Here is a 25,282-nt window from a genome sequence, read left to right on the forward strand (position 1 = left end):
CTTTACCATATACCCATAGTCTTTACAAAAATGTGGATTTTATCTATATTTTATGAAAAAACCCTTCCTCTACAAGGAAAGGAGAGTTTGTATATAGTTTTATGGTTTAACATAAGAACATTTCTTTCCACTGCAGGCTTTCGCTTATCCAGATGCACTTTTTCCGGCCGTTCATAGGATTTATTCGTCCGTGCATGGGCGCTCATGATATTACTATCCGTATAGTCGCTTTGAATCCAACGCTTAATAAAAAAAGATTTCGGAATAGAAATATTCCGAAACCTTTTTGTTTACAACCCGACCTTACGTTAATAAGGAAAGGGTTTTTATGTCAGCCAAGCACTTTCAATTGATTCAATTGTTCAGTCAAGCTCTTGAATGCTTGTTCATCATGCTTATCCAACGCTTCATCGATTTCCTTCAGCAGGCGATCCCTTTGAAAGTAGAGCATGCTTTTTTCTAAAAATTGTTCCGCCAGCAACTGATCTTTTTCATTGGATGCCGTGATTTTTGGCATGAATGGGTTTTGCTCCAAAACCGCTGCGTACTGATAGGACGAATAAGCCGATTTAAAATTGAGCTGGATATAAATATCTTCATCCCGGTTTAATCGAATATCGTGAAAGGATTTCTCTGCATCCGTCGTCATGATATTGGACTTATAAAATCGGAATGGAACCTCTTCCACACAATGTGTCGACATGATGAGTCCACGAGGGCAATATTGGGCATTTTCCACAAAATGAACCTTTTTCATCAGTTGATCATGACTCATCAAATAATTCAATATCCAAACGCATTCTCTTCGTTTAAGTTGATAATGATTTAAAAACCACCGAATAAAATCCTTCTTCTCATTCACAGAAACAGGGGCAGCCACCATGAATTCCCTCCTCTGTCTTGATTTAGTTTCAATTCACTTGCCTATGCTTCTTCCGGACCTTCATCAAGCCGCTCCAAAATCATGGCATACTCATCATTCGCTGGGTTGATCTCAAGCAGCTTATTAAATACTTCTCTAGATGTGGCTCTGTCTCCTTCTTCAATTAAAAAGAAACCATAGTCTTCTAGGAAATCTTGATTGTTCTTGAATGAATTATATGCATTATGATAGCTGGTTAATGACTCTTTAAATTGTTCGGTGTGTTGGTAGGATACGGCAGCTATCCAATCAAACTGCGGATCATCCTCCCCGTACCTCCTCACTTCCCCGATGCATTCCAAGACATCTTCGTACCTTTCCTGATGCGTATACAATTTCAAGAGGGTAAGTGCCGCTTCCAAGTATCCTGGATCAAGGGCTAGAGCTTCTTTAAATAGGTTTTCAGCTTCTTCATCAAGTCCGCTTTTCAAGGCTATTTTGCCGCCGAAGAAATAAAGTTCCTTATTGAATTCATCAGCCTTGATTCCATCCTTGGCCGTTTTCAAGGCTTTTTCCAAATCCTCCAGATGTTCATAACTCTTTGCCAAGTATAAATACAAGGAATGATACTCATGATCCAAGTCTTTCAGCTCGATAAATTTACGGACGGCCGTTTCGTATAACCCGGCTTGGAAAGCCGTGAAAGCATACTCGAATAGCGTATTGATTTCAAGTCCATCCTCCAAGGCTTTCTCAAAATGCGGAAGGGCCTCCTCGAACTTACCTGAACTGCTTAATGCTTCAGCGAGCCGCTGATGGACATTGACTCCAGGAACTTCTTGTTCGTGTTCCAAAACCTTTATGTAATTTGCAATGGCTTCCTGATCTCTTCCTTGATGGAAGAACAGTTCACCTAGCGCAAAATCAATGATGACCTCTTCAGGTAGTATTTCCTTTGCTTTCAGTAGTTTTCTTTCACTGACCTCATCCATCCCCTGTAATTGGTATAGGTCCGCTTCCAAAAGCAAAGCACTTGGATATACTTCATCATCTGCACTTACTTTTTCAAGCATTAACATCGCTTCATCTTCCTGGTCCATGTCAATCAGGATTTCGGCCAACGAAACCAACAATTCGCCTTCATCCGGATAGAGTTCAAGGAGATGTTCAAAAAGGTCTTTAGCCTCCTCCACAAAACCAAGCTGGAGCATTTCTTCGGCCAGCAGCAAAATGTCCTCCACTGACTCTGATGATTTAATTCGATTTATATGTTTAAGAGCTTCCTTTAATTCCCCTTTTTTTAAATGCTGGATAACTTGTTCCACTGTTTTCATTGCTAATTCCTTCCTTTTGCATGATAAACTGGTTTTTCATCAAACATCCTCACGCGAAAAAATCTCATATCCTTTGAATGAAATACTCTTGTAATGGTGAGGTGCCCGGTAAACAGTATTTATTAGTTTACCATACTGCAGCCCTGTATTCCATTGATGAAGTCCCCTCCATTCTCATTTAAAAAAGGTTACTAGTTAATTCTCCATACTATGGTCAATTTCCTTTTTGATTCGAGGGCCCTTTTTCATGAATATCATGCCCCAAATACGCATAAACGCCGTTATGACAGCGCTTCCAACGACTGAAAGCTCCTGAAATGAAAATAAAAAAAGTTTACGGTCCTGATTAGGGCCGTAAACTTTTGGATATTCATTTCATCAAATGCGTCAAATGCTCAAAGAATTCCGGATAAGAGACATCAATCGCATCAGGATCGGCGAGTTCAACATCACCATCCGTTATCAAGGCTGCCACTGCCAGCATCATTCCGATGCGGTGATCTCCATGGCTTGTAACGCTTCCACCATTTAGAGATTTGCCTCCATTGATAATCAATCCATCTGCTGTAGGTGTTATATCCGCCCCCAGGATCGAGAGCTCGTTTGCCACCGTATCGATTCGATTGGTTTCTTTCACCTTTAGTTCTGCTGCATCCTTGATTGTCGTCATTCCTTCTGCCTGGGAAGCCAGAAGGGCAATAACCGGAATTTCATCGATGAGGCGCGGTATTAGGTCACCTGAGATGGTTGTTCCCTTCAGGCGTGAGCTCCTGACAGTGATATCCCCTGCCGGTTCTCCCCCGCTCGTCTTCTTCTCGATGGTGATATCCGCTCCCATCGCTTTCAAGACATCGAGGATTCCAGTCCTAGTCGGATTTAAGCCGACATTCTTTAAGACCACTTCACTATCTTTTGTAATCGCAGCTGCGACCAAGAAGAAAGCGGCTGAAGATATATCTCCCGGCACATGGATGGTCGTTCCTTTGAAAACCTGATTTCCCCCCACCTTGATGGTATGACCATCCTTTACGATTTTCCCGCCAAACGCCTGGATCATTCGTTCGGTATGATCACGGGTCTCCTCCGGTTCGATTATGGTCGTTTCCCCATCGGCCTGTAAGCCTGCCAGGATGATCGCGGATTTGACTTGAGCACTTGCCACAGGCAATTCATAGCGGATCCCTTCCAGCTTGCCCCCTCTTATGAAAATCGGGGTATATTCTGCTCCTTTACGCCCATCAATCCTCGCTCCCATTTGACGGAGTGGGTTCACCACCCTTGTCATTGGTCGCTTGGCTATGGATTCATCCCCTGTCAACACGGCCGAAAAATCTTGACCTGCCAAAATGCCCGTCATTAATCGGATTGTCGTCCCTGAATTTCCGACATCCAGCACTTCTTTAGGTTCCGTTAATCCATTAAAGCCCTTGCCTTGGATGCGAACTTGCTTCCCTTCCCGTTCAATGTGGATGCCCAGCTGCTTAAAACACGAAATCGTACTTAAACAATCGGCTCCCGGAAGAAAATTAGTGACGGTCGTTTCACCCTCGGCAAGTGCTCCGAACATGATCGAGCGATGGGAGATGGACTTGTCCCCTGGTATGTCTATCGAACCACGTAATGAGTGGATCGCCGTTAGTAATTTTTTTGTTTTCATACTACCTTCCTTCCCCTGTCATCATGCCAGGATCGTTTCATAATCAGAATGTCTGGAGATACAATCCGCTGCTTTAATGCGATCAACATCCGTTTGGAAGCTAATGACCAATACACCGTATATCTCTTCCCTGGTTTCGATGATTCTTATATTCGTAATGCTGATTCCTTCTTGCGCCAAATATCCGGTTATTTCTGAAATTATTCCAGCATAGTCCGGTATATCGATATATAAATCATAAAAGGCTGGTATCGCACCTTTTGCGTGAGTTGGAAGATCATCCCTGAAAACCTTGGCGTCGGCAAAGAAGCGAAGGATTTCCTCACTATCTTCTTTTTCCACCAACCCTTTAACATGCTTCATTTCTTGCAGCCAATCATCCATTAACTCGAGTAACACGTTCCGGTTATGCAACAATATGTCACGCCACATTTCCGGGCTGCTTGAAGCTATTCTAGTAATATCACGAAAACCACCGGCCGCTAGCCTGGAAATCAGTTTATTTTCCTTACTATAATTTTCTGCCTGCTTCACAAGCCCTGATGCGACAATATGGGGAAAATGACTGACGACTCCGGTCAGCTTATCATGCATGGCAGGAGTGACGACCAAGAAGTTCGCTCTTGTTCCCTTTAGCCATTCCTTCAGCTGCTCCACCTTTTTCTCCTCGATGGATTCATCGGGAGTAAGCAAATAAAACGCATGTTCAAAAAGATGCAGCTTGGCTGCGCCAGCGCCGCTTTTGTGGGAACCAGCCATAGGGTGTCCCCCGATGAAGGCCACCCCTTTATCTATCAATGGTTTTGCTGCCTTTACCACTGTGTCCTTCGTGCTTCCCGCATCCGATATAAGGACGCCACTTTTTAAATTCATGTCAGCTAATTGTGTTAAAATCTTGACGGTCTCATTGACTGGCACAGCAAGAAGGATTAAATCAGCCTCACATGCCCCCGCTTCCAAAGTGGATACGGAGTCATCTATCGTGCCTAACAGCATCGATAGCTGAATATTCTTTTCACTTACATCCGTACCAATTATCATGGCTTCAGGATGTGCATAACGTACAGCCTTGGCCAATGATCCACCAATTAGCCCGAGACCTATTACAAAAACCTTTCCCTTCACTCTTCTCTCCTCCGCATCCTTAAAGGCTCCATAGGGTTTGATACCACTTCAAAGCAGCGAATCAGAAGGCGCCTCAACTTCATTCAAGAAGGCATTGATAGCGTTGATCATTCCTTCATTTTCCTCCGTTGAACCAATCGTAACCCTTAAGCTGGTAGGAAAACCGAAAGCTTTACCCGACCTTGCAATATAGCCGCGCTCAAGTAAATATTGAAACACTACATCGGCATCTTGTTTAAAGTGGATAAAAATGAAATTACCTTGCGAGGGGTAATATGCTAAATTTTCCATGTCACAAAATTCGTAGTACCGCTTAAGCCCTTTTTGGTTTTCATCCTTGCATTTTTCTATGAAAGCTTGATCTTCCAGAGCGACTATAGCGATATTCTGTGCGAGTGTGTTGACATTGAATGGTTCGCGCGATGGATCCAGCTTCTGAATGATGTCCTCATCAGCCAATCCATAACCTACCCTGAAGCTTGCCAGACCATAAATCTTTGAAAATGTTCGAAGTATGATCAAATTTTTGAATGTATTGATCCATTGATTCGTTCTTGGGTAATCCTCAGCCGTTGCGTATTCACAATAAGCTTCATCCAGTACGATAAGGACATCTTCAGGCACCTTTTCCATGAACGATAATAGGTCCTTCTCCGGGATGTATTTCCCTGTCGGATTATTCGGTGTACACAACCAAACAACTGCGGTTTTTTCGTCAATCGCCTTTAGCATACCTCCCAGATCATGCGCTCCGTCGAGATGAGGAACTTCCCTGACCTCTGCACCTTCAAGCGTAGCATTGTGACGGTATTGTGAAAAAGTGCCAGTTGCCATGACCGTATTTTTTCCTGCCCCCAACAAACTTCTGGAAATGATTTGAATGTTTTCATCAGAACCATTTCCAAAGATGAGCTGAGTCTGCTTGACGCCTGTATGCTTTGCAACAGCTTCTCTAAGCATCGTGGCATAGCCATCCGGATATATGGCAAAAGAATGGGTTGAACCCTTGACGGCATCCCTGACCTTTTCGGAACACCCGAACGGGTTTTCATTGGAAGCTAATTTCGTGATTTTTTCGAGACCGTATAATTTTTTCACTTCATCTGTGGACTTTCCCGGTTGGTAAGACTTCAAGGAAAGGACCGCTTCATTCCATTTCATATCAATCACCTCTATAGTTTTTATCACTTTAAAGTAAGAAAGTGTGGGAATAGTATATCATATTCATAGGTTTCAGAACGTCTTAAACCTATTTTTTCAAGTCTGGCCGTAATGCAATGGCCCCTGCCTGATAGATATGCTTAATTTCTTGTTGCTTCTTCGTTGTATTGACATGAATCATGACGCGTATGCAAAATGGAAGGGAGTTACTCACTGGTATCTCCCTCATGCAGGTTACTGGAACATACGTCCAACCGTCGAATTTCCTCAAGGCTTTGGCAGGGAAAACCGAACGGATTTCATCCGTAGCTGAAAAAAATACGGAGGCAACCATGTCAGGATCAATCTCATTGGCCTGGATGATTTCCGCCATCAACCTCTCGGCGGCCGCAAGGACTTCAGTTTCTGTGTCTTTTTCAACTGTAGTGGCACCTCTAATTCCTCTTATCACACACAGTTCCCCCTTTTCCTGAATTCATTTCATTTCAATCATTTCCTCTATCAGCTCAGAGTCGGCTATATCCATTAATATTGGGGACCCCACCTGATTCAAGAGGACGAAGGTGGCCGCTTCATTGACCGATTTTTTGTCCGTTTTCATTAAATTGAGTAATATTGCAGTTTCAAGACCGTCAGGAATGGTGATTCGGTACCCTAATTGAGATACCCATTCAATGAATTCCTCAAGATTAAAATCGAGACCCTCTTTTTTAATGCTCAATTTAAGTGCATAAATCATTCCGATCAAAATCGATTCTCCATGCGTGAAATTTCCATAGCCCATGGAGCCCTCCACTGCATGCCCAAGTGTATGACCAAAATTCAAATATGCACGAATGCCCATTTCTTTTTCATCTTCTTCGACAATTGCCGCTTTAATGGAAATTCCTTTTTTAATCATTGTCATAAATTGCTCATCCGTTATATCATTCAAGTCGACTATATTCGACTTTAGCCATTGATAAAAGTCATGATCGGCAATCAAGGAATGCTTAATGACTTCAGCGAAACCTGACCTTAATTCTTGCAGCGGCAAAGTTTGTAAAAACTCCAGATCATAAATGACCGCTTCAGGCTGATGAAAGGCACCGATCATATTTTTCCCTAGGGGGTGATTGATCGCAACCTTGCCTCCCACGGCACTATCGTGGGCAAGCAAAGTCGTCGGGACCTGCATAAACGGGATCCCCCTCATGAATGTAGCCGCAACAAATCCAGCCAAGTCACCCACTGCACCTCCACCAAGGGCAATGATCAATGACTTGCGATTAAGCTTTTGGGAAAGGCAATAACTTTGGCATTCATAAAATACATCGAATGTTTTCGCATGCTCCCCTTCAGGCACGATATGCTGCAGCACCGGTTTCCCTGCCTTGATCAATGCCTGTTTCACGGATTGTAAATGAAGCTCAGCCACTTTCTCATCCGTTATGATCAAAATCTTGTTTATGTGGTTGAATTCATGTGTGATTAATTCTGGTAATTCCTGTATAGCTTTCTCGCCAACCAAAACCGGATATTGCTTGGAAGCCGTCTTTACTTGGATGGATTCCATCTTTTAAAACCCCTTTACATCTTCCCGATAAGACCTTATGTATTCCGCTAACTGCTCATAACGATCTGAAGGGAATTGATCAACGATGGCTGCCGCCAGCTCCCATGCTACCACTGCTTCGGCAACGACTGCCGCTGCTGGAACTGCACAACTATCTGAGCGCTCGACACTCGCTTCGAAAACTTCTTTCGTATCGATATCAACACTTTTCAAAGGCTTATATAAAGTCGGGATTGGCTTCATCACACCGCGGACAACGATCGGCATCCCAGTTGTCATACCGCCTTCGAAACCGCCAAGGCGATTGGTTTTCCGGTAATACCCCTTTTCTTCATCCCAGGCAATTTCATCATGGACTTCACTGCCGAAGCGATGGGCCGCTTCGAATCCAAGACCTATTTCGACCCCTTTAAATGCATTGATGCTCATGATTGCAGCAGCTAGCTTGGCATCAAGCTTACGATCATAATGCACATAACTTCCTACACCAACAGGCATTCCTTCGACAATGACTTCGACGATGCCGCCAATGGAATCGCCTTTTTGTTTCGCTTCATCAATGGCATCCTTCATCTGCTGCTCGACATTTTTATCAAAGCATCTAACTGAAGACTCTTCTGTCACTTGTTGTAATTGCTGAATCGTTTCATATGCCGGCGGTTCCGCCTTCACTCCGCCAATTTCCAAAACATGCGAGGCCACTTCAATCCCCAATAATGACAATAGCTTTTTAGCCACGGCACCTGCCGCTACCCTAACAGTTGTTTCCCTTGCTGATGACCGTTCCAAAACGTTTCTCAAATCGCGGTGTCCATATTTGATCCCGCCGTTCAAATCCGCATGTCCTGGACGAGGACGGGTGATTTTACGTTTGATTTCTTCAGCTTTTTTCTCTGAAAGACCTTCACTTCCCATGATCTTTGTCCAATGCTTCCAGTCGTCATTCTCGACGACTAAAGCCACCGGTGAGCCCAATGTATAACCATGTCTTATCCCCGCGGATATAAAAGCCTGATCCTTTTCGATCTGCATCCTGCGGCCACGACCATGCCCTTTTTGCCGGCGTCCCAGTTCTTCATTGATATCTTCATTCGTAATCGGCATTCCAGCCGGTAATCCCTCAATAATTGTAGTTAGCTGCGGACCATGTGATTCTCCCGCTGTTAAGTATCTCATCTTCCAGCCTCCTTTTAGCACTTTAAAGTGTATATGTATCAATATACCACAATTTTATTGAATGTGGGTATATGTAAACCTAAAAACCTTTTTGTACGTTGAATTTATTCATTATTCATTTTATTTTACATCTTCTCCACCATTTTCGATATAGTTTAATCATTCTAGTCATGGCCCTCGTCATCATTGATCATTTTACAGGCGAACGAAAAGAGACTGAATGCGTATGCACGATCAGTCCCTTTTAATTTAGTATTCACTTTTTTTGATAAAAAAATGTGTCGATCGTCTCGAATTGATATTTTCCGGGGGTGAATATTTGCTCGGTACTTCCTACAAAAAATACCCCGCCGTCATTTAACGATGAGCTGAATTTCCCATACAATAAATTTTTGGCTTCCTCGGTGAAGTATATCAAAACATTCCGGCAAACGACTAAATCAAATCCCCGCTCAAAAGGTTCCGCAAGAAGATTATGCTGTTTAAATGTGACCCTCTTTTTGATTTCATCTGCGACGTGATAATAATCCTCTTCTTTTTTAAAGTACTTCCTCTTTATTTCTTCAGGCACTTCATTCAAGGACCTTTCCGGGTACATTCCCAATTTCGCCCTTGCCAAGACATTTACATCCAAATCCGTTGCCAATATCTCTATTTGGCTGAGTGGGACAAGGTTCGATAAAATCATTGCGATCGTATATGGTTCCTCCCCCGTTGAACAGGCTGCACTCCATATTTTCAATTTTTTTTTGCTTCCCAATAATCCAGGAAGAATCTTTTGCTCCAGCACTTCCCATCTTTTCGCGTTTCTATAAAATTCAGATACATTGATGGTCATCCTATCCAAAAACTCGTTTAACACGCCGGGTTTGGCCTGAATTTCATTATAGTAATCACCGAATGAACGATACCCTCTTTTTTCATATAAAGATGTCAGGCGCCTTTTCATTTGCCCTTCCTTATATAATGCCAAATCAATGCCTGTCAGCATCTTGATATTCCGAATAAACGCTTCATATTCTTGAGGCATTCCAACGACTCCCCCGCACCTATTTATTTGATTTAGTTCTTCTTTATATATATCGGAGAATGACATTTTTTCTTTAAAGCCCAATATAAAAAAGCGGATTCCGTCGCATGAGGGCGATGAAATCCGCTTTAACATTCAATTACATCTATTGATTAATAAACCCACTCATTAACAAGCTTTGAATACTCAACAAGTTCTTCTTCTTTGAAGAATAAACCGATTTCACGTACAGCGCTTTCAGCTGAATCAGATCCGTGAATGATATTCTTGCCGACAGTTACAGCGAAATCGCCGCGAATGGTTGCTGCAGCTGCATCTTTAGGGTTAGTTGCACCCATCATTTGACGTGCAGTCGCGATAACATTTTCACCTTCCCAAACCATTGCGAAGACAGGACCGGAAGTGATGAAGTCCACTAATTCGCCAAAGAAAGGACGTTCTTTATGTTCGCCATAATGCTGCTCAGCCAATTCCTGAGAAATGACCATTAATTTTGCCCCTGCAAGCAAGAAGCCTTTCTTTTCAAAACGGGAAACGATTTCACCGATTAAATTGCGTTGAACGCCGTCAGGCTTAACCATTAAAAATGTTCTTTCCATTGTTGTCACTCCTAATATGTATCTTTGTTATTTGCCTATATAAGGCAATCCTTTTAGAATATTACCATTGTTTGAGCATTTTCGCAACAGCAAGTATTAAAACTTTCTTTTTCCGATATTTTTCGCGATATCGGATAGTGTTTTTCTCGCTTTAATGGCAGGCAAGCCTTTCAATTCAGCAAATGCCTTTTCCAAATACATGTCACTGACGTTAGCTGCCTGTTCAATGGCACCGGAAGATTTTATCGCATGGATGATGGCGGACATTTCCTCTTTAGGCGTATCCTCACGGACGGTTTCGATAAGCTTCTTCAGCTTGGGATCCTCCATTGCGATCAATACGGGCAATGTGATGTTTCCCTGGATCAAATCACTACCGGCCGGTTTTCCAAGTTCTTCTTCGGAAGCGGTGAAGTCCAATATATCATCGGTGATTTGATAAGACATCCCGACATAATATCCGAATTTGAATAGCTTTTGATGAATCTTCTCTTCAACACCTGCAGCAATGGCTCCCAATTGGCAGCTGGAGGCGATGAGCAATGCCGTTTTTCGTTTGATCCTTCTAAAGTAGATCCGCCAATTCTGTTCGAAATTATATTTATCTTTAATTTGTTCTATTTCCCCTAGACATAGTTCGACCATCGTATCCGCTAAAATTTGATGTGCAAGGGGAGATTCGATCACTGACATCATTTCCAGTGCACGTGCAAAAATGAAGTCGCCTGTATACATGGCGACACGGTTATCCCATTTTGATTTGATGGTTGCAGATCCCCGGCGCAAATCCGCATCATCCACAACATCATCATGTACAAGGGATGCAGTATGAATCAGTTCCAATGTTGCTGCAACATGCTTGACGATATGGATATCATAATCGCCGAACTTCGCTCCCAATAGGACGAATACCGGTCGGATACGCTTACCGCCGGATTGCAGTAAATGCAGGGAGGCTTCCCTTAAAACAGTGGAGTCCGCTTCAATCGCGGCTTCTAATTCTTTTTCTATTAATTGCAAATCTGCATTCAAAAATGAATACATCATTTTAAATTTCATACATTCCACCCAGCTTTGTCCATTGCTATTATGCTTATTTTGAAGGCTTATACCCGAAATGTGTTGCTGCAACACCGCCGAAGTGAGCCTTGTAACTGACCTTTTCCATTCCTGCCTGCTTGAACATGCCTTCAAGCTTTTTCATACCTGGGAAATCGCGAGCAGATTCCTGAAGCCAAGAATATTCGCTGTAGCTTTTTGCGAATAACTTGCCGAATACAGGCATGATGAAGCGGAAGTAAAAATAATACCCCTGCTTGAAGCCAAGCATCGTTGGCTGTGATGTATCAAGACAAACGACCATTCCTCCAGGTTTGGCGACACGGTTTAACTCTTTAAGCACTTGCATGTAGTCAGGAACATTCCGCAGCCCGAACCCGATCGTGACATAATCGAAGCTATCATCCTCAAAAGGAAGCTCCATTGCATTCCCCTGCATCAGGGAAACTTGCTCCAAATTGAGATCCTTCACCTTTTGTTCACCGATTTTGAGCATGTTTTTACTGAAGTCCAGACCGACAACACTACCTTCTGGTCCCACTTCATTAGCGAGGGCAATGGTCCAGTCCGCGGTTCCGCAGCATACGTCAAGGGCGCGGGCGCCTTTCGGGACATTCATGGTGGCCATTGTGGCCTTACGCCATTTAAGATGCTGCTTAAAGCTGATGAGGGAATTCATCTTGTCATAGTTACCGTAAATCTTTTCAAAGACATGATGAACTTTTTGCTCTTTAGACTGCTCCATGGTTCACCCTTCTTTCACATATGAATTGGCTATACTTGCTGTTTGCTCCATGAGGACCTTCACTCGATCCTTAAGATCATCATCCACTTTCACCAGCTTTTTCATCGAACGCTCCAAGGATTTCCTGGCATCCCCCAAACACTTCTCGAACCTGATCCGGACCTGTTCTTCCTTTTGTGGAGCAAGTTCGTCCTGTCCAGCCGAACAGCCTGAAGGCATATCCCGGAGGATATCGAATATGATCGATTGCCCCGTCGTCAAGTAACGCCCCTTCTCGGCATGAAGCCTACTCAAAAGCAAGAAATCTTCTGAGACATAGCTCCAGTCAGGCTGTTGATAATAAGAGGCGAGTTTATGGATCAACGAAGCCTCGATCGCTTTAATCGTCGTTAAAAGCGACTGAACATCCTTTATTGACCCTTGTTGATATAGGATGATTTTGTTATCATTTATTTTTTTTATGGCGCTTGATAGAATACGGATCATTTCAACATTCCCCACAGTGGCAAGGACCTGATAGTACAGCCCACTGTAGTAGTCGCCGGCAAGCACTTGCAATTGGCGGTTTTTCAATACGTCAGGCAAATCCAGTCCCTCACCTGAATTCGAAACGATTTCGTGTGTGTCAAGGGCTATTTGCACGAGCATGGTCGAAGTGATGTATTGATCCCTTTTTTCGCTTTTAACATCCACATCGTTAAACAACCCCCAAAGCAATAACAATTTATCTTCGTCCAAGCTTGGTTTTTGTATAAACTTCAATAAATATGGATGTTGAGCTTTCTTTTCTATTAATTGTTTTAATTGGCTTTTGTCGTCCGTTATGTTTAACAAATGAGACCACCCTTGCATCCCTGAAAGATATTTTTTTCATGCATATTGGTTTCTGTCTGTGTAAAATACACATTATTATACCATAAAAACAATCAGATGAAATGGACAACGTTTATAAAAAGAAACTTCCAATAATAAGGAAACGGCCAGCTTCGTTTCTTCAAAAAAATGGATGCGGGGAATTTCCAGCTTGTTAAACGTGATATCAGATGATTGATTCAGTGTCCTGCAATATTTAAACAAGTTATTATTTATCGGATGGGGATTTTTTAGAATCACTTTCTATTTCACCGAATGGCGTATACACTTTCGCATGTCCCCTGATTTTGATCGCCGAGGTGTGCTCCGTGAATTGCGCAATCATCACCTCGCCTGAGTCAAGCTTTTCGGAGTGATGGAACTTGGTGTCCGTTCCTCTCGTCAATCCGATTACATTCACACTATCCTCAATGGCCTTGATTACGACAAAATCATTCAGTATCTTTTTCTCATTCATTTTTTTTCCCCCAAACCCTTAGTTTTTAATGAACGCCAACACTTCCGCCCTTGTACGATGATCTTTCGCGAAAGTTCCCCTTACAGCTGATGTAATGGTTTTGGAACCTGGCTTTTTGACACCGCGCATCGTCATGCACATATGTTCAGCCTCGACCACCACCATCACACCATGAGGTTCAAGCTTTTCCATTATCGAGTCGGCAACTGTTGAAGTGATGCGCTCCTGCAGCTGTGGACGTTTTGATACGGCCTCGACCGCACGCGCCAATTTGCTTAAGCCTGTCACTTTTCCGTTTTTCGGGATATAAGCTACATGCGCTTTACCGTAAAAAGGGACTAAGTGATGTTCACAGACTGAGTAAAAGGGAATATCCTTCACGAGGACCAGTTCTTCATGGTCCTCACCAAAAACCGTATCGAAATATTCCTTCGGATCCTGATTGAGTCCAGAAAAAATTTCCTCATACATTCTTGCCACACGCCCTGGTGTATCAAGCAGTCCTTCTCTATTCGGGTCTTCCCCTACAGCCTCAAGAAGCATCTTCACTGCTTCTTCTATTTTGGCATGATCTACATTAGCCATTCATCCGTACCTCCTAAAAATTCGAAAATAGTATGTATTTTAAAAAATCCAAGGCAACCATACCTTGATATCCTTCAATCCTATCGTTTATGCAGCCCGTACCGCCTGCAAAATTGTACCATTCAAGCACAGCCTTGTCAGAACCGTATTTTACGAGCCTCATTTCATTATAACTCATTCTTCCTCTAGAGCATTTCTAAAATATTCACTGTCTTTTATATTATCACAGATGGAAATTAAGAAGCAAAAAAAGGACCGCGTTTGCACGCGGCCCTTTTCGGTTAAGCACCCGTATGTAATGGTAGAATTACTTCACTGCATCTTTCAGTGCTTTACCAGGTTTGAAAGCTGGCACTTTGCTAGCTGCAATTTCGATTTCGTCTCCAGTTTGTGGGTTGCGTCCTTTACGAGCCGCACGTTCACGAACTTCAAAGTTACCAAAACCAATCAATTGGACTTTATCACCGTTTTTTAGAGCTTCTAAGATTGTATCAAAAACAGCATCAACAGCTTTTGTAGCGTCTTTCTTAGAAATTTCAGTCGCTGTAACAACTTCATTAATCAATTCTGTTTTGTTCATGCCATTCACCTCCTCCCAAAAGGAATCTTTATAAAAAATCATTATTACAACACTATAATAGTGATTTGATATTTGTTTCGTTTCGAACATTTTCAATCCCTCTCATCGGGGATCACCAAGCTAATTAAATTTCCAAATAATGCATCGGAAAATTTAAAAATAGGTTGAAATCGCTGTTACAACGCGTTTTCTGTATGTAGATTATCACAAATCCTATAAGCTTAGCAAGGGAATTCAAAAAATAATGGGAATCTTTTCATTAATATTTGTATATATTATAAATTTTGTCTTTCGCTATTCATCATTTCCCGTTTTTATAGATATTAAACTTATTATTTCTTTCAAAATCGCTTAACCATAGGGTTTTTTCAAGATTTCCTTAAAAAAGCGAATCATTTTTTTAAAAAAAGCGGACTCTAGCTGAGATTCTTTTTTTAACTCTTGCCGGCGGTGCATGCAAAAAGACCAATCCATTAAAGGAGTTGGTCCAACTTTTTTTACGCTTATAAGATGATCGCTATTAAGCCCCCGCTGCCCTCATTAATGATCCTCTCCAAGGTTTCTTTCAATTTATAACGTGCATTGTCTGGCATCATCGCCAGTTTTACCTGGATGCCTTCCCTTACGTAAGAACTCAGGCTCCTGCCAAAAATATCCGAGTTCCAGATGGAAAGTGGATTGTCTTCGAAATCCTGCATCAAGTATCTTACCAATTCTTCACTTTGCTTCTCCGTCCCAATGATCGGGGAGAATTCCGACTCGACATCAACCTTGATCATATGGATGGAAGGAGCCACCGCTTTTAGTCTGACACCGAACCTGGCTCCCTGACGAATAATTTCCGGTTCATCAAGGCTCATATCATTTAGTGAAGGCGCCGCCACGCCGTATCCGGTTTGTTTGACCATCCTCAGTGCATCGGCTACCTGATCATATTCCGCTTTCGCATACGCAAAATCCTGCATCAAAGATAATAGATGGTCCTTGCCCCGTATTTCCACACCGACGATTTCCTTCAGGATTTCATCATAGAGTTCATCAGGGGCGTATAGGTCGATTTCAGCAACGCCCTGACCCATTTCGATACCTGCAAGTGCTGCACGTTCAATGAACTCGAATTCATTGAAATGGCCGACCACCCGATCAACGTCCCTCAGTCGCTTAATGTCCTTCACGGTCTCTTTAACCGCTTCCTGATAACTTTCCCTTAACCAATGATCTTCACGTAAAACCATTACCCAGCTTGGTAGGTTCACATTGACTTCGAGGACAGGAAATTCATAAAGGGCTTCACGGAGGACGCTGTAAACATCCGATTCCCTCATTCCCTCGACACTCATCGCCAATACAGGGATATCATATTTTTCCTGGAGGGATTCCTTCAAGGCTACCGTATTGGGATGGTGCGGCTGAACGGAATTGACAATCATGATAAACGGCTTGCCGACCTCCTTCAATTCTTCTACTACCCTTTCCTCCGCCTCTAAATAATCACTCCGTGGAATATCTCCGATTGAACCATCCGTCGTAACAACTACACCCAATGTGGAATGATCTTGAATCACTTTGCGTGTGCCAATTTCCGCCGCCTCATTGAACGGGATTGGATCTTCATACCATGGCGTATGGATCATACGCGGGCCATTTTCATCTTCATACCCTTTTGCTCCAGGTATCGAATAACCGACACAATCCACTAAACGAATGTTCACTTCCAGTCCTTCAGCTATTGAAATCGATGCCGCCTGGTTAGGTACGAATTTAGGCTCTGTCGTCATGATCGTTTTTCCGGCAGCACTCTGCGGCAATTCATCCTGTGCCCGGGCACGGTCAGCCTCTGACGGGATGTTGGGTATAACGACTAACTCCATGAATTTTTTAATGAATGTTGATTTTCCAGTCCTGACGGCACCAACCACCCCTAAATATATGTCGCCGCCGGTCCGCTCAGCTATATCTTTAAAAATATCTACCTTTTCCAAGGTATCCCCTCCCGAATTAGCGTTTTGGGATTTCGTTTTTCGATTTGCTTTTATTAGGACACTATATATCTATGATGTTGTCCTAAAAATTTATTCCAATTATTTCCCTGGTTTCATCCCTTCCTCCACCAGAAATTTTATATAAGGGTTGTTATTTTTATAAGTAAGATGAAATGAAGATAAAGAAATAACCCTTCCCCTACAATATATTTTGCAGAAGAAGGGTTATGCCTATTTTGTATAAAAAACTGGATTATTTGTTTTTGCATCAATTGTATACGGCAATGAATAAGCAGGAACGAACTCTGAACTTTGCACAAGCAGTTCCCTGATATCATCACCAGGCTTGATTTTTGCTTCATTCGCTTTCAAAGCTTCAATGAGGTCCGGGGTATAATCAACAAAAATATTTCCTTGTCCATCCACTACAAGATATAGATCCCTTTGTGAGAAGGGACTCGTGACCGTGGGTGCTTCCTTCAGACCCATTTTTTCATAATCAAGGGTAAATACATTGTCCGATAACCTTTCCTTGAATGGCGGATATCCGTTGCTCTGCTGATACGCGGTCAATCTCAAGGAAACATCCTGGATCTTCTGTGCCATCCTGACATCAAGCAGTTTTACAGTCGGATCGTTTTCAACATTGACCAGGATATATTGAAAAACACCTCCAGATTCATAGGCATTATCCGGCGGCTCTGCCATGTACTTAGGAGAAATCTTGGAAAATTTAATAACGTATTTTTGATAAATCGGTGTCTCTGCGTCTTTCGTAACGATTGGCAAAATGCCACCTTCGTCTTTTTGAAATTGATCGACTGCACTTTGGACGGATTGCATTTGCTCTTTATAAGGGAGCTGATTTTGCATTTTTTGCTTCTCCGGATACAAACAGCCGGATAATGATACAGAGATGGTCAATAAACATAATATTTTGAAAAAATTTTTCATCATTTCTCCTCACCTATCAAGTGGTTGGCCCGCTAAGAACAACGACAATGATGATCAAGCCGGCTAGTATCATGAGTATGTATGCGATGATTGCTGTCAAACCTCTCCAAAAACCTTTAAACTTGTATCGGCTTAAGTAGATAAGAAATATCGAGATAACCATAAAGCCCATAGCTATGAAGGATATCCACATTTTTTGCAGAGCAGGTGTCATAAATTTATCACTCCTTTTTCCAGAAATTATTATAACATACCAAATTACGTTAAAGGAATTAAATCATTGTCCAAACTGTGTAATTGTCCCTCTAACTCCTCATTTTCACATAGGAAACATCACGAATCCGCTTCCTTTGCCATGGCTCCTCGGCTTGAATCAAGATGGATTTGCGTATTCCATTCACATTGTCCAACCATAAAAATAGACAAACTCGATTTTCATCGAGTTTGTCTACAGTCTGAAAGACAGCCCTAAGGCTGTCTTTCTGCAGATCCCACTTATGCTTGAAGCGTTGGAAGCACTTCTTTAAACGCGTTAATGACTGTATCGACTTCATCCAATTGAATGGTCAATGACGGCTCAATCCTGATCGTTTTAGAATTAATGAGCGTACCTGCCACTAAAATGCCTTTATCAAACAAAGCCTTTGAAAATTCGTAGCCCACCTCATCTTTATGGAATTCAATACCGATCATCAACCCTTGGCCGCGAATTTCCAAAACCTTGTCTTTATGCCCGGAAGCTGCTTCCCTTAAGCCATTCAAGAAATATTCTCCCACTTCCGCAGCACGCTCCGGTAATTTTTCTTCCAAAAGAACGTCGATCGTAGCAATGGCCGCAGCGCAAGCGAGTGGGTTTCCACCAAATGTCGTCGTGTGCATGAACGGATTGTCAAACCAGCTTTTGAACACTTTCTCATTGGCCACGACAGCACCAGCCGGCATTACACCGCCGCCAAATGCTTTTGCCAAACAAATAATATCCGGAACGACATCATAGAGCTCGGAAGCGAACATTTTTCCCGTCCGACCCATACCAGTCTGAACTTCATCCAATATCAACAATGCATCATATTCATCACACAAAGCCCGAACCTGTTTTAAATAATCTTGCGGGGGTAGAATGACCCCGCCTTCACCCTGGATAGGTTCCAACAGCACGGCAGCGACATCCTCACCGACCAATGCGCAACTTTCAAATGTTTTTCGCATCATATCCACATCACCGAAAGCAACATGACGCACTCCAGGAATCAGTGGAATGAATGGTTTTCGGAACATGCCCTTTGCAGTAGCCGAAAGAGAACCAAGGCTCTTACCATGAAATGATTTAGTCGTGGAGATGATCGTGAAGCGATCACTGTACATTTTAGCAAGCTTTAGCGCAGCCTCCACGCTCTCCGTACCGCTGTTCGTAAAGAAGGAGTATTTAAGATCCCCCGGTGTGATATCGGCAAGGATCTTGGCTAGCATCGCCCGTAACGGGTCCAGTAAGTCCTGGCTATGGAGGGCTTGTCTTTGTAATTGATCTGTGACTGCTTTCACGACTTTAGGATTACGATGACCAACATTATAAATCCCGAAGCCGCCTAAACAATCAATATACTTTTTCCCATTTACATCCGTAAAGCAGGAGTCCTGGTCTGACCATTCCACAGCTGCGAATTGTGTGTCTTTTGTGACCGTCTTCCGATATTCCAAAAACCCTGGGTTTACATGATTGCGGAAATTTTCGACCGTTTCCTTTGTAACCCATTGGGCATCCTCTTTGGATATTTCCTTTTGCTCGATTAATTGAAGCACTTTTTTAATATAATCTTGAGTTTCCGATTGGTTAGCTTGCCTTTTTTTGCTTTCAACTTTGATTGACATTTTTTTAATCTCCTTTTTGATAACTGTATTGGATGAATCGTTTATTAATCATTTCTGATGAGACGTTAATGCTTACCTCCCTTTTTGCTTATATATATCTATTAAGCAAAAACCATGCCAAGATCAATGTGCTTTGAATATTGCGATTCTGATAAGAAAACCCTTCAAAACTATGCATACTTGCATAGCATTATTTTCATTTGCATAGTCCCGTATTAGCCGGCAAATGTCGGCCACCCTGATTCTCCATGAAAAAAGCTTTTGGGCAAGTCGCTATAAAGCACTTGTCCAAAAGCTTGATTTAAAATGCATTTTCTCCGATTCTCCTGCTCTGTTCTGCCAAGACCTTTTGATACTTCCTGCTGACGGAGGACTGACTTATCCCTAGTGCTTTAGCCGCTTTCGTCGTCGTTTTATACTGTTTCATGGCAAGCATGATCAATTGCTCCTCGACATGATCTATCGCTTCCTGAAGTGGCAGGATTCTCGTTATGATCGGCTTCGTTTGTTTAAAGCCGCTGCCGACAGGAATGAATCGTTGAATGAAGTCAGCATCAATCATCTCTTCATCAGCAGAAACAACCAATCTCTCGATCATGTTCTGCAATTCACGAATATTGCCGGGCCACGTATAAACCTCCAGTATGTTCAAGGCATCAGGGGAAAAGTGGTAGTTCCGCTGATATCTTTCATTCAGTTTCTGCAGAAAATGAAAAGCAAGCGGCGGTATATCCTCCGGCCTTTCCCTTAAAGGCGGAACATGTATCGGAATGACGTTCAGCCGATAGAACAAATCTTCCCGGAACGTTCCCATTTCGACCATTTTTTCCAGTCCTTTATTTGTGGCGGCAACGATTTGAACATCAATGGGTATCGGTGTCGTACTGCCGATTGGAATCACTTCCTGTTCCTGAAGGACCCGCAGAAGCTTGACCTGAAGATGGATTGGCATGTCACCCACTTCATCAAGGAATAATACACCTTTATTGGCCTGTTGAAAATAGCCCACCTTCCCGTTTTTATCCGCTCCGGTAAAGGACCCTTTCGTATAACCGAACAATTCACTTTCAAGAAGGTTTTCCGGTATTGCCCCGCAATTTATCTTTAGGAAGGGCTGCTTCGAACGCCTCCCCATTTTATGAATGGCTTCGGCTATGACCTCTTTCCCGACTCCCGATTCCCCGTTGATCAGTACGGTAGATGAAAAATGAGCGATTTTCTTGATTTGACTGATGATTTGTTCCATTTTAGGACTGGCAAAAATCAACTCTTTGTAAAATTGATCTTGCTTCTTGAACGAATCCAATTCTTTTCTCATTTCATTCAATTCCGATTTCAACTTAGTCGTTTCGGTGATATCCCTTGATGCAATCACAATTCGTTCGATCTCACCTTTTTCATTGAATACTGGCGTTCCGACGGAAAGGACTTTTTTATTCATTTTCGTATCTTGGACAATCGAGACCTTCTTTTTTTGTTCAAGGACAAGCCGGGTCACCGATGGATTGAAAATCCCTTCATCCTCTAACTGCAAGAGATTCTTTCCGATATAATCCTTTAAATCCTTTCCCCAAAAACCGGAAATGATGCTGTCACTATAGCGAAGCAGTTCTCCTTTTTGATTGACGACCAAAATTTCATCATAAATATTAGCTAAAATGGCATTCAAGTCTTTATTCGAACTTTTTATCAATTCTATTTCCATAGCCATTTCCTCAACCATCGGTAAATCCTGAACGATGATGATCAGGCCTTCCACTTCTTTTGCATGGTTGAGGATAGGGCTATAATCGACAAGCACACTCATGATATCCGTGATTTCCAGCTGATTTAGTATACTTCCACCGCTCGCGAACACGCTATGTATATGCTCTTTATTGAAGATGGTCGCTGCTGGTTCATTTAAAACCTGTTCAGCAGGCTTCTTGATCATTTTCAAGCCCGATTCATTGAAGTTCACGATATTTTTTTCTTTATCCGCTACAAAAATCCCCATTGGAATGGAAGTTAACATGACATTAAGCAGGTCCACATTTTGCTTGCTGTCCTGCTTGAATAATTCCGCTAACACATCTTCCCTTTTGACATAACCGGTAAGCACGCCATCATCTGTCTTGATCAAGACGATTGGTTCACCGATAATTTGAAACAGAAGCGGCAAGGAAATGTTTGGAGGCAATTTACAGACATTATCTATCGATAAGGCATACTGTAAAAGCTGTTCGACTGTTGTTATACTTTCATTTAACGGCAAATCATCCAAACGGATATAGGCAAACACTTGATTTTCCTTCATCAGAAAGAAAAATGGTTCCTGTATCTCATGAATGTTTTGCTCTGAAAGTGCTGGCTGATCGATTGTGATCGTTATGAATGGTCTAATTTTATCATCCGGTATGGATAACACAGTTTCACTCCCCTTAAAGTAACCTAGTCTATATTTTAACATAATTCCGAATTGCTAGAAAAAATAATCTGCAACTTTCGATACCCACTTCCTTTTCAACTCATTCCAACCACAATAAAAGGGCCCTCCGCTGGACCCTTTTCATCTTAGAGAATGACAGGCAAAAGCTTATAAGAAGGCGCTTTTGTAGCGTTTTACCTACCTACACACTCCCAATCGTCACAATAATCAGTAAACTGACTACCTACGTATCAAGTTGAAAAAGCTGTTTCACCATATACTTGGACCCATTTATGGTTATATGGGGATAGAACGGCTGCTGCGAAAAGGCATGAACCTAAAAAATGTTTTGTCCCATTGCAGTGAAAACAACAACGCACTCACATATGCGTTGAATCTGCGCTAGCCAAGACGATACGGAAACCGATTGGAACATAAGGATGAGCGTTGACGAAATTTTATTGGACGATTGGTGGCTTCCTTCAATTCACGGAAAGTGGTTTACTGGGCTTCTTCAAAGCGGAATAGTGGAGGGGATTCCGTAAACCATTTCGTCCGGTAAAGAAGATAAGCGATGCCCATTGCCGCCCAGATAGTTCCCAGAATCAAGGAGCTCATTTCAAGATTTAGCCAAAGGATGAACACCGATGCCCCTCCAATAACCGGGAACAGTATATTGGAAATAAATCCTTTAACCGAATGGTACCTTTTGTTCCTGACTGCGTGGACGATAACGCACAAATTCACGAAAGTAAAGGCCATTAACGCTCCGAAATTTATTAGGGAGGTAGCCGTGACCAAATCCAGGAATAAGGCGACCAAGGAAATGATTCCGACAAAGATGACATTATAAAAGGGCGTATTATATTTAGGGTGGACAAACCCAAAAAGTTTTTTCGAGATCATCTGATCTCGCCCCATGACATATAACAACCTTGATACACTAGCATGGGAGGCAAGTCCTGAGGCAAGGGTACCGCATAGTGTGCCTGCCAGGAATATGGATTGAAATAACTTCCCGCCTACGAAAAGTGCAATTTCCGGGGAAGCCGCTTCCGGATCATTGAAACGGGAAACATCGGGAAAGAATAGCTGGGTGAAAAATGCAGCTGTGACAAACAAAACCCCGCCAATAAGGGCAGTTAAGAGGATCGCCCGCGGAATCGTTTTGGCTGGATTTGGTGTTTCTTCCGATAAGGTCGTGACAGCATCGAACCCCAAGAAGGAAAAGCAAAGAATCGTTGCACCGGCTATGAGCGTCGACATTTCCATATGAGACCCGATAAAAGGCTGAAGCGAGGTGACATCCCCTGTCCCTTCACCACTCATGACCCCTTTGATGACAAGTGCCACGAAAATGATGATGACCAACATTTGAAAGAAAACAAGGAAGCTGTTGAAGTTGGCAGCGAAATTAACATTGAACAAGTTGATCCCTGTCATTAACAGGACAAATCCAACTACCCACATCCAGGGGGAAACTTCGGGAAATAGTGCAGTTAAATATATTTTTGTTAAGATTGCGTTCACCATCGGTAAAAATAAATAATCAAGCATCGATGACCATCCGACCAGGAAGCCTAAATGTGGATTGATCGTTTTTTGTGTATACGTATAAGATGACCCTGCTTGAGGATAAATTTTCACCATTTTCCCATAGCTTGCTGCCGTAAACAGCATTGCCACCAAAGCAATGACATATGCAGTCGGTACATGTCCTCCCGTTAATTCAGAAACGATCCCGAATGTATCAAAAACGACCATCGGGGTCATATACCCCACACCTAGCAAGACGATTTGCCATAAGCTTAAAGACCTTTTCAGTTTACCTGTTTGCATGTATCATACCCCTTCCCTTTTTGCCGGGAAAAAGTGAATGAGCTTCCCCCGGTAACCTCGATAATTCTTTGATATAATACACTCCGCAATTTTCATACCAAAAAAAACAGTCGAAATTTAACTGAAAACAAGGAATTAAAGCGAATATTTCATGCAGTTTTGAATAACTTATTCAATTTTTCATAATTTACAGATAATTATATCGCACAAAAAAAAGCAGAAGATATCGATATCTTCTGCTCATTTGACTAAATCCCCCCGTGCCGAGGTCAAATTACTAGTTTACTTTCGTTGCATTGTATGCTGATACATGGCAAGACGCATCATCGAATGCCTAATTTATTGAAATTCTTTTATGAAAGAGGCTTTTTAGGGGAAATCCTACTGCCTGCTATCCAGGATGTTATAAAGTTCTTCCATTTCATTGGTCTTTGAACGATTCATCAAAAGGTCAACTGCCTTTTTCACTTCTTCTCCATTGAATAAAACGTTATACAAGGCTTCCGTGATCGGCATATTGACTTCGTATTTTTGAGCTAGCTGGTAAGCGGCTTTAGTGGTTCTGACTCCTTCTACCACCATCCCCATATTTTCCAGCACTTCTTCCAGTTTTTTCCCTTTACCAAGCATATTCCCCGCTCTCCAGTTTCGGGAATGAACACTTGTACAAGTGACGATCAGATCACCTATACCTGCCAGTCCGGAAAAGGTAAGTGGGTTGGCACCCATGGCCACTCCTAAACGGGAGATTTCAGCCAATCCACGGGTCATCAAGGCAGCCTTGGCATTATCACCATAGCCAAGCCCATCGGTAATGCCTGAAGCTAAAGCAATGATGTTTTTCAAGGCCCCGCCAATTTCAACACCAATCAAATCCGGATTCGTATAGACGCGGAAATTATTGTTGATAAAGACGTCCTGAACCTTTTCGGCAGCCTTCATATTTTTTGAAGAAACGGCAACTGTCGTTGGGTGACGGAGACTGACTTCTTCTGCATGACTTGGTCCAGAAAGAACCACGATATCCTTCAACCAATCCGTGGAAGACACTTCTTCAATCATTTCCGAAATGCGAAGCAAGGAATCCGGTTCAATCCCCTTACTCACATGAACGATTGTCAATGGTTTATCATGAGCTGCTTCAATCTGTCCAAGCACTTCCCGGTAAGCTTTGGTCGGAACAGCCAAAATGATCATTTCGATTCCGGCCAATGCTTCCTTAATGGAAGTATATCCTTTAATCCCTTTAGGCAATTCAATACCAGGCAAGTATTTGCCATTCGTATGATGTTGGTTTACTTCTTCGATTTGCTTCGAATTATGTCCCCATAATCTAACTTCATGCTGGTTATCAGCTAATACCATCGCTAAAGCAGTTCCCCAGCTACCTGCACCAATGATTGCGATGCTTTCTTTTGCTTTCACCATTGTAT

23 protein-coding genes are annotated in these 25,282 nt (G+C 42.5%); all 23 read right to left on the reverse strand.

Features of this window, described 5'->3' with window-relative positions; translation table 11 throughout:
- Window positions 1–331 precede the first annotated feature (331 nt).
- The 23 genes from ABE28_RS14220 to ABE28_RS14330 all read right to left on the reverse strand — a co-directional run bounded on the left by ABE28_RS14220 (window position 332) and on the right by ABE28_RS14330 (window position 25,277).
- The gene (locus tag ABE28_RS14220; RefSeq protein WP_064463033.1) at window positions 332–883 is read right to left on the reverse strand and encodes a ReoY family proteolytic degradation factor; all 552 of its coding nucleotides are present in this window, start codon (window positions 881–883) and stop codon (window positions 332–334) included.
- A gap of 41 nt (window positions 884–924) precedes the next feature.
- A complete protein-coding gene (locus ABE28_RS14225; protein ID WP_064463035.1) occupies window positions 925–2,196 on the reverse strand; it encodes a tetratricopeptide repeat protein in 1,272 nt (423 codons plus the stop codon).
- Between the two features lie 370 nt (window positions 2,197–2,566).
- On the reverse strand, window positions 2,567–3,853 hold the full coding sequence (gene aroA / locus ABE28_RS14230; RefSeq protein WP_064463037.1) for a 3-phosphoshikimate 1-carboxyvinyltransferase: 1,287 nt from the start codon (window positions 3,851–3,853) through the stop codon (window positions 2,567–2,569).
- 21 nt (window positions 3,854–3,874) lie between these two features.
- Window positions 3,875–4,978: a prephenate dehydrogenase gene (locus ABE28_RS14235; RefSeq protein WP_064463039.1), complete on the reverse strand. Its 1,104-nt coding sequence runs from the start codon at window positions 4,976–4,978 to the stop codon at window positions 3,875–3,877.
- A 48-nt stretch (window positions 4,979–5,026) separates the two neighbouring features.
- Window positions 5,027–6,139: a histidinol-phosphate transaminase gene (gene hisC, locus ABE28_RS14240; protein ID WP_064463041.1), complete on the reverse strand. Its 1,113-nt coding sequence runs from the start codon at window positions 6,137–6,139 to the stop codon at window positions 5,027–5,029.
- 88 nt (window positions 6,140–6,227) lie between these two features.
- Window positions 6,228–6,590, reverse strand: a complete 363-nt coding sequence (gene aroH, locus ABE28_RS14245) for a chorismate mutase (protein WP_064463043.1) — start codon at window positions 6,588–6,590, stop codon at window positions 6,228–6,230.
- A 24-nt stretch (window positions 6,591–6,614) separates the two neighbouring features.
- A complete protein-coding gene (aroB, locus tag ABE28_RS14250; protein WP_064463045.1) occupies window positions 6,615–7,694 on the reverse strand; it encodes a 3-dehydroquinate synthase in 1,080 nt (359 codons plus the stop codon).
- A gap of 3 nt (window positions 7,695–7,697) precedes the next feature.
- Window positions 7,698–8,870, reverse strand: coding sequence for a chorismate synthase (gene aroC, locus ABE28_RS14255; RefSeq protein WP_064463047.1), 1,173 nt, complete (start codon window positions 8,868–8,870; stop codon window positions 7,698–7,700).
- Between the two features lie 256 nt (window positions 8,871–9,126).
- Entirely contained in the window at window positions 9,127–9,900 is a 774-nt protein-coding gene (locus ABE28_RS14260) for a CheR family methyltransferase (RefSeq protein ID WP_064463049.1), read from the reverse strand.
- Between the two features lie 152 nt (window positions 9,901–10,052).
- On the reverse strand, window positions 10,053–10,499 hold the full coding sequence (gene ndk, locus ABE28_RS14265) for a nucleoside-diphosphate kinase (protein WP_034308008.1): 447 nt from the start codon (window positions 10,497–10,499) through the stop codon (window positions 10,053–10,055).
- A 96-nt stretch (window positions 10,500–10,595) separates the two neighbouring features.
- On the reverse strand, window positions 10,596–11,558 hold the full coding sequence (gene hepT, locus ABE28_RS14270) for a heptaprenyl diphosphate synthase component II (protein ID WP_064463051.1): 963 nt from the start codon (window positions 11,556–11,558) through the stop codon (window positions 10,596–10,598).
- 34 nt (window positions 11,559–11,592) lie between these two features.
- On the reverse strand, window positions 11,593–12,303 hold the full coding sequence (locus ABE28_RS14275; protein WP_064463054.1) for a demethylmenaquinone methyltransferase: 711 nt from the start codon (window positions 12,301–12,303) through the stop codon (window positions 11,593–11,595).
- 3 nt (window positions 12,304–12,306) lie between these two features.
- Window positions 12,307–13,137: a heptaprenyl diphosphate synthase component 1 gene (locus ABE28_RS14280; RefSeq protein WP_064463055.1), complete on the reverse strand. Its 831-nt coding sequence runs from the start codon at window positions 13,135–13,137 to the stop codon at window positions 12,307–12,309.
- A gap of 247 nt (window positions 13,138–13,384) precedes the next feature.
- Window positions 13,385–13,633 carry a trp RNA-binding attenuation protein MtrB gene (mtrB, locus tag ABE28_RS14285; protein WP_064463057.1) on the reverse strand — a complete coding sequence of 83 codons (249 nt, stop codon included), beginning with the start codon at window positions 13,631–13,633 and terminating at the stop codon, window positions 13,385–13,387.
- Window positions 13,634–13,651: 18 nt separating this feature from the next.
- Window positions 13,652–14,218, reverse strand: a complete 567-nt coding sequence (gene folE, locus ABE28_RS14290) for a GTP cyclohydrolase I FolE (RefSeq protein WP_064463059.1) — start codon at window positions 14,216–14,218, stop codon at window positions 13,652–13,654.
- Between the two features lie 307 nt (window positions 14,219–14,525).
- Window positions 14,526–14,798 carry an HU family DNA-binding protein gene (locus tag ABE28_RS14295; protein WP_034308023.1) on the reverse strand — a complete coding sequence of 91 codons (273 nt, stop codon included), beginning with the start codon at window positions 14,796–14,798 and terminating at the stop codon, window positions 14,526–14,528.
- Window positions 14,799–15,301: 503 nt separating this feature from the next.
- The gene (spoIVA, locus tag ABE28_RS14300; RefSeq protein ID WP_064463061.1) at window positions 15,302–16,780 is read right to left on the reverse strand and encodes a stage IV sporulation protein A; all 1,479 of its coding nucleotides are present in this window, start codon (window positions 16,778–16,780) and stop codon (window positions 15,302–15,304) included.
- A 231-nt stretch (window positions 16,781–17,011) separates the two neighbouring features.
- Window positions 17,012–17,734, reverse strand: a complete 723-nt coding sequence (locus ABE28_RS14305; RefSeq protein WP_064463666.1) for a hypothetical protein — start codon at window positions 17,732–17,734, stop codon at window positions 17,012–17,014.
- A 16-nt stretch (window positions 17,735–17,750) separates the two neighbouring features.
- On the reverse strand, window positions 17,751–17,948 hold the full coding sequence (locus ABE28_RS14310) for a DUF2768 domain-containing protein (protein WP_064463063.1): 198 nt from the start codon (window positions 17,946–17,948) through the stop codon (window positions 17,751–17,753).
- Window positions 17,949–18,229: 281 nt separating this feature from the next.
- Entirely contained in the window at window positions 18,230–19,603 is a 1,374-nt protein-coding gene (locus ABE28_RS14315; protein WP_064463065.1) for a putrescine aminotransferase, read from the reverse strand.
- A gap of 301 nt (window positions 19,604–19,904) precedes the next feature.
- On the reverse strand, window positions 19,905–22,010 hold the full coding sequence (locus ABE28_RS14320) for a sigma 54-interacting transcriptional regulator (RefSeq protein WP_064463067.1): 2,106 nt from the start codon (window positions 22,008–22,010) through the stop codon (window positions 19,905–19,907).
- Window positions 22,011–22,511: 501 nt separating this feature from the next.
- The gene (locus ABE28_RS14325; protein WP_064463069.1) at window positions 22,512–23,849 is read right to left on the reverse strand and encodes an APC family permease; all 1,338 of its coding nucleotides are present in this window, start codon (window positions 23,847–23,849) and stop codon (window positions 22,512–22,514) included.
- Window positions 23,850–24,230: 381 nt separating this feature from the next.
- Window positions 24,231–25,277, reverse strand: a complete 1,047-nt coding sequence (locus ABE28_RS14330) for an NAD(P)H-dependent glycerol-3-phosphate dehydrogenase (RefSeq protein WP_064463071.1) — start codon at window positions 25,275–25,277, stop codon at window positions 24,231–24,233.
- Between the last annotated feature and the right edge of the window lie 5 nt (window positions 25,278–25,282).

Source organism: Peribacillus muralis, assembly GCF_001645685.2.
Lineage (GTDB): Bacteria > Bacillota > Bacilli > Bacillales > DSM-1321 > Peribacillus > Peribacillus muralis_A.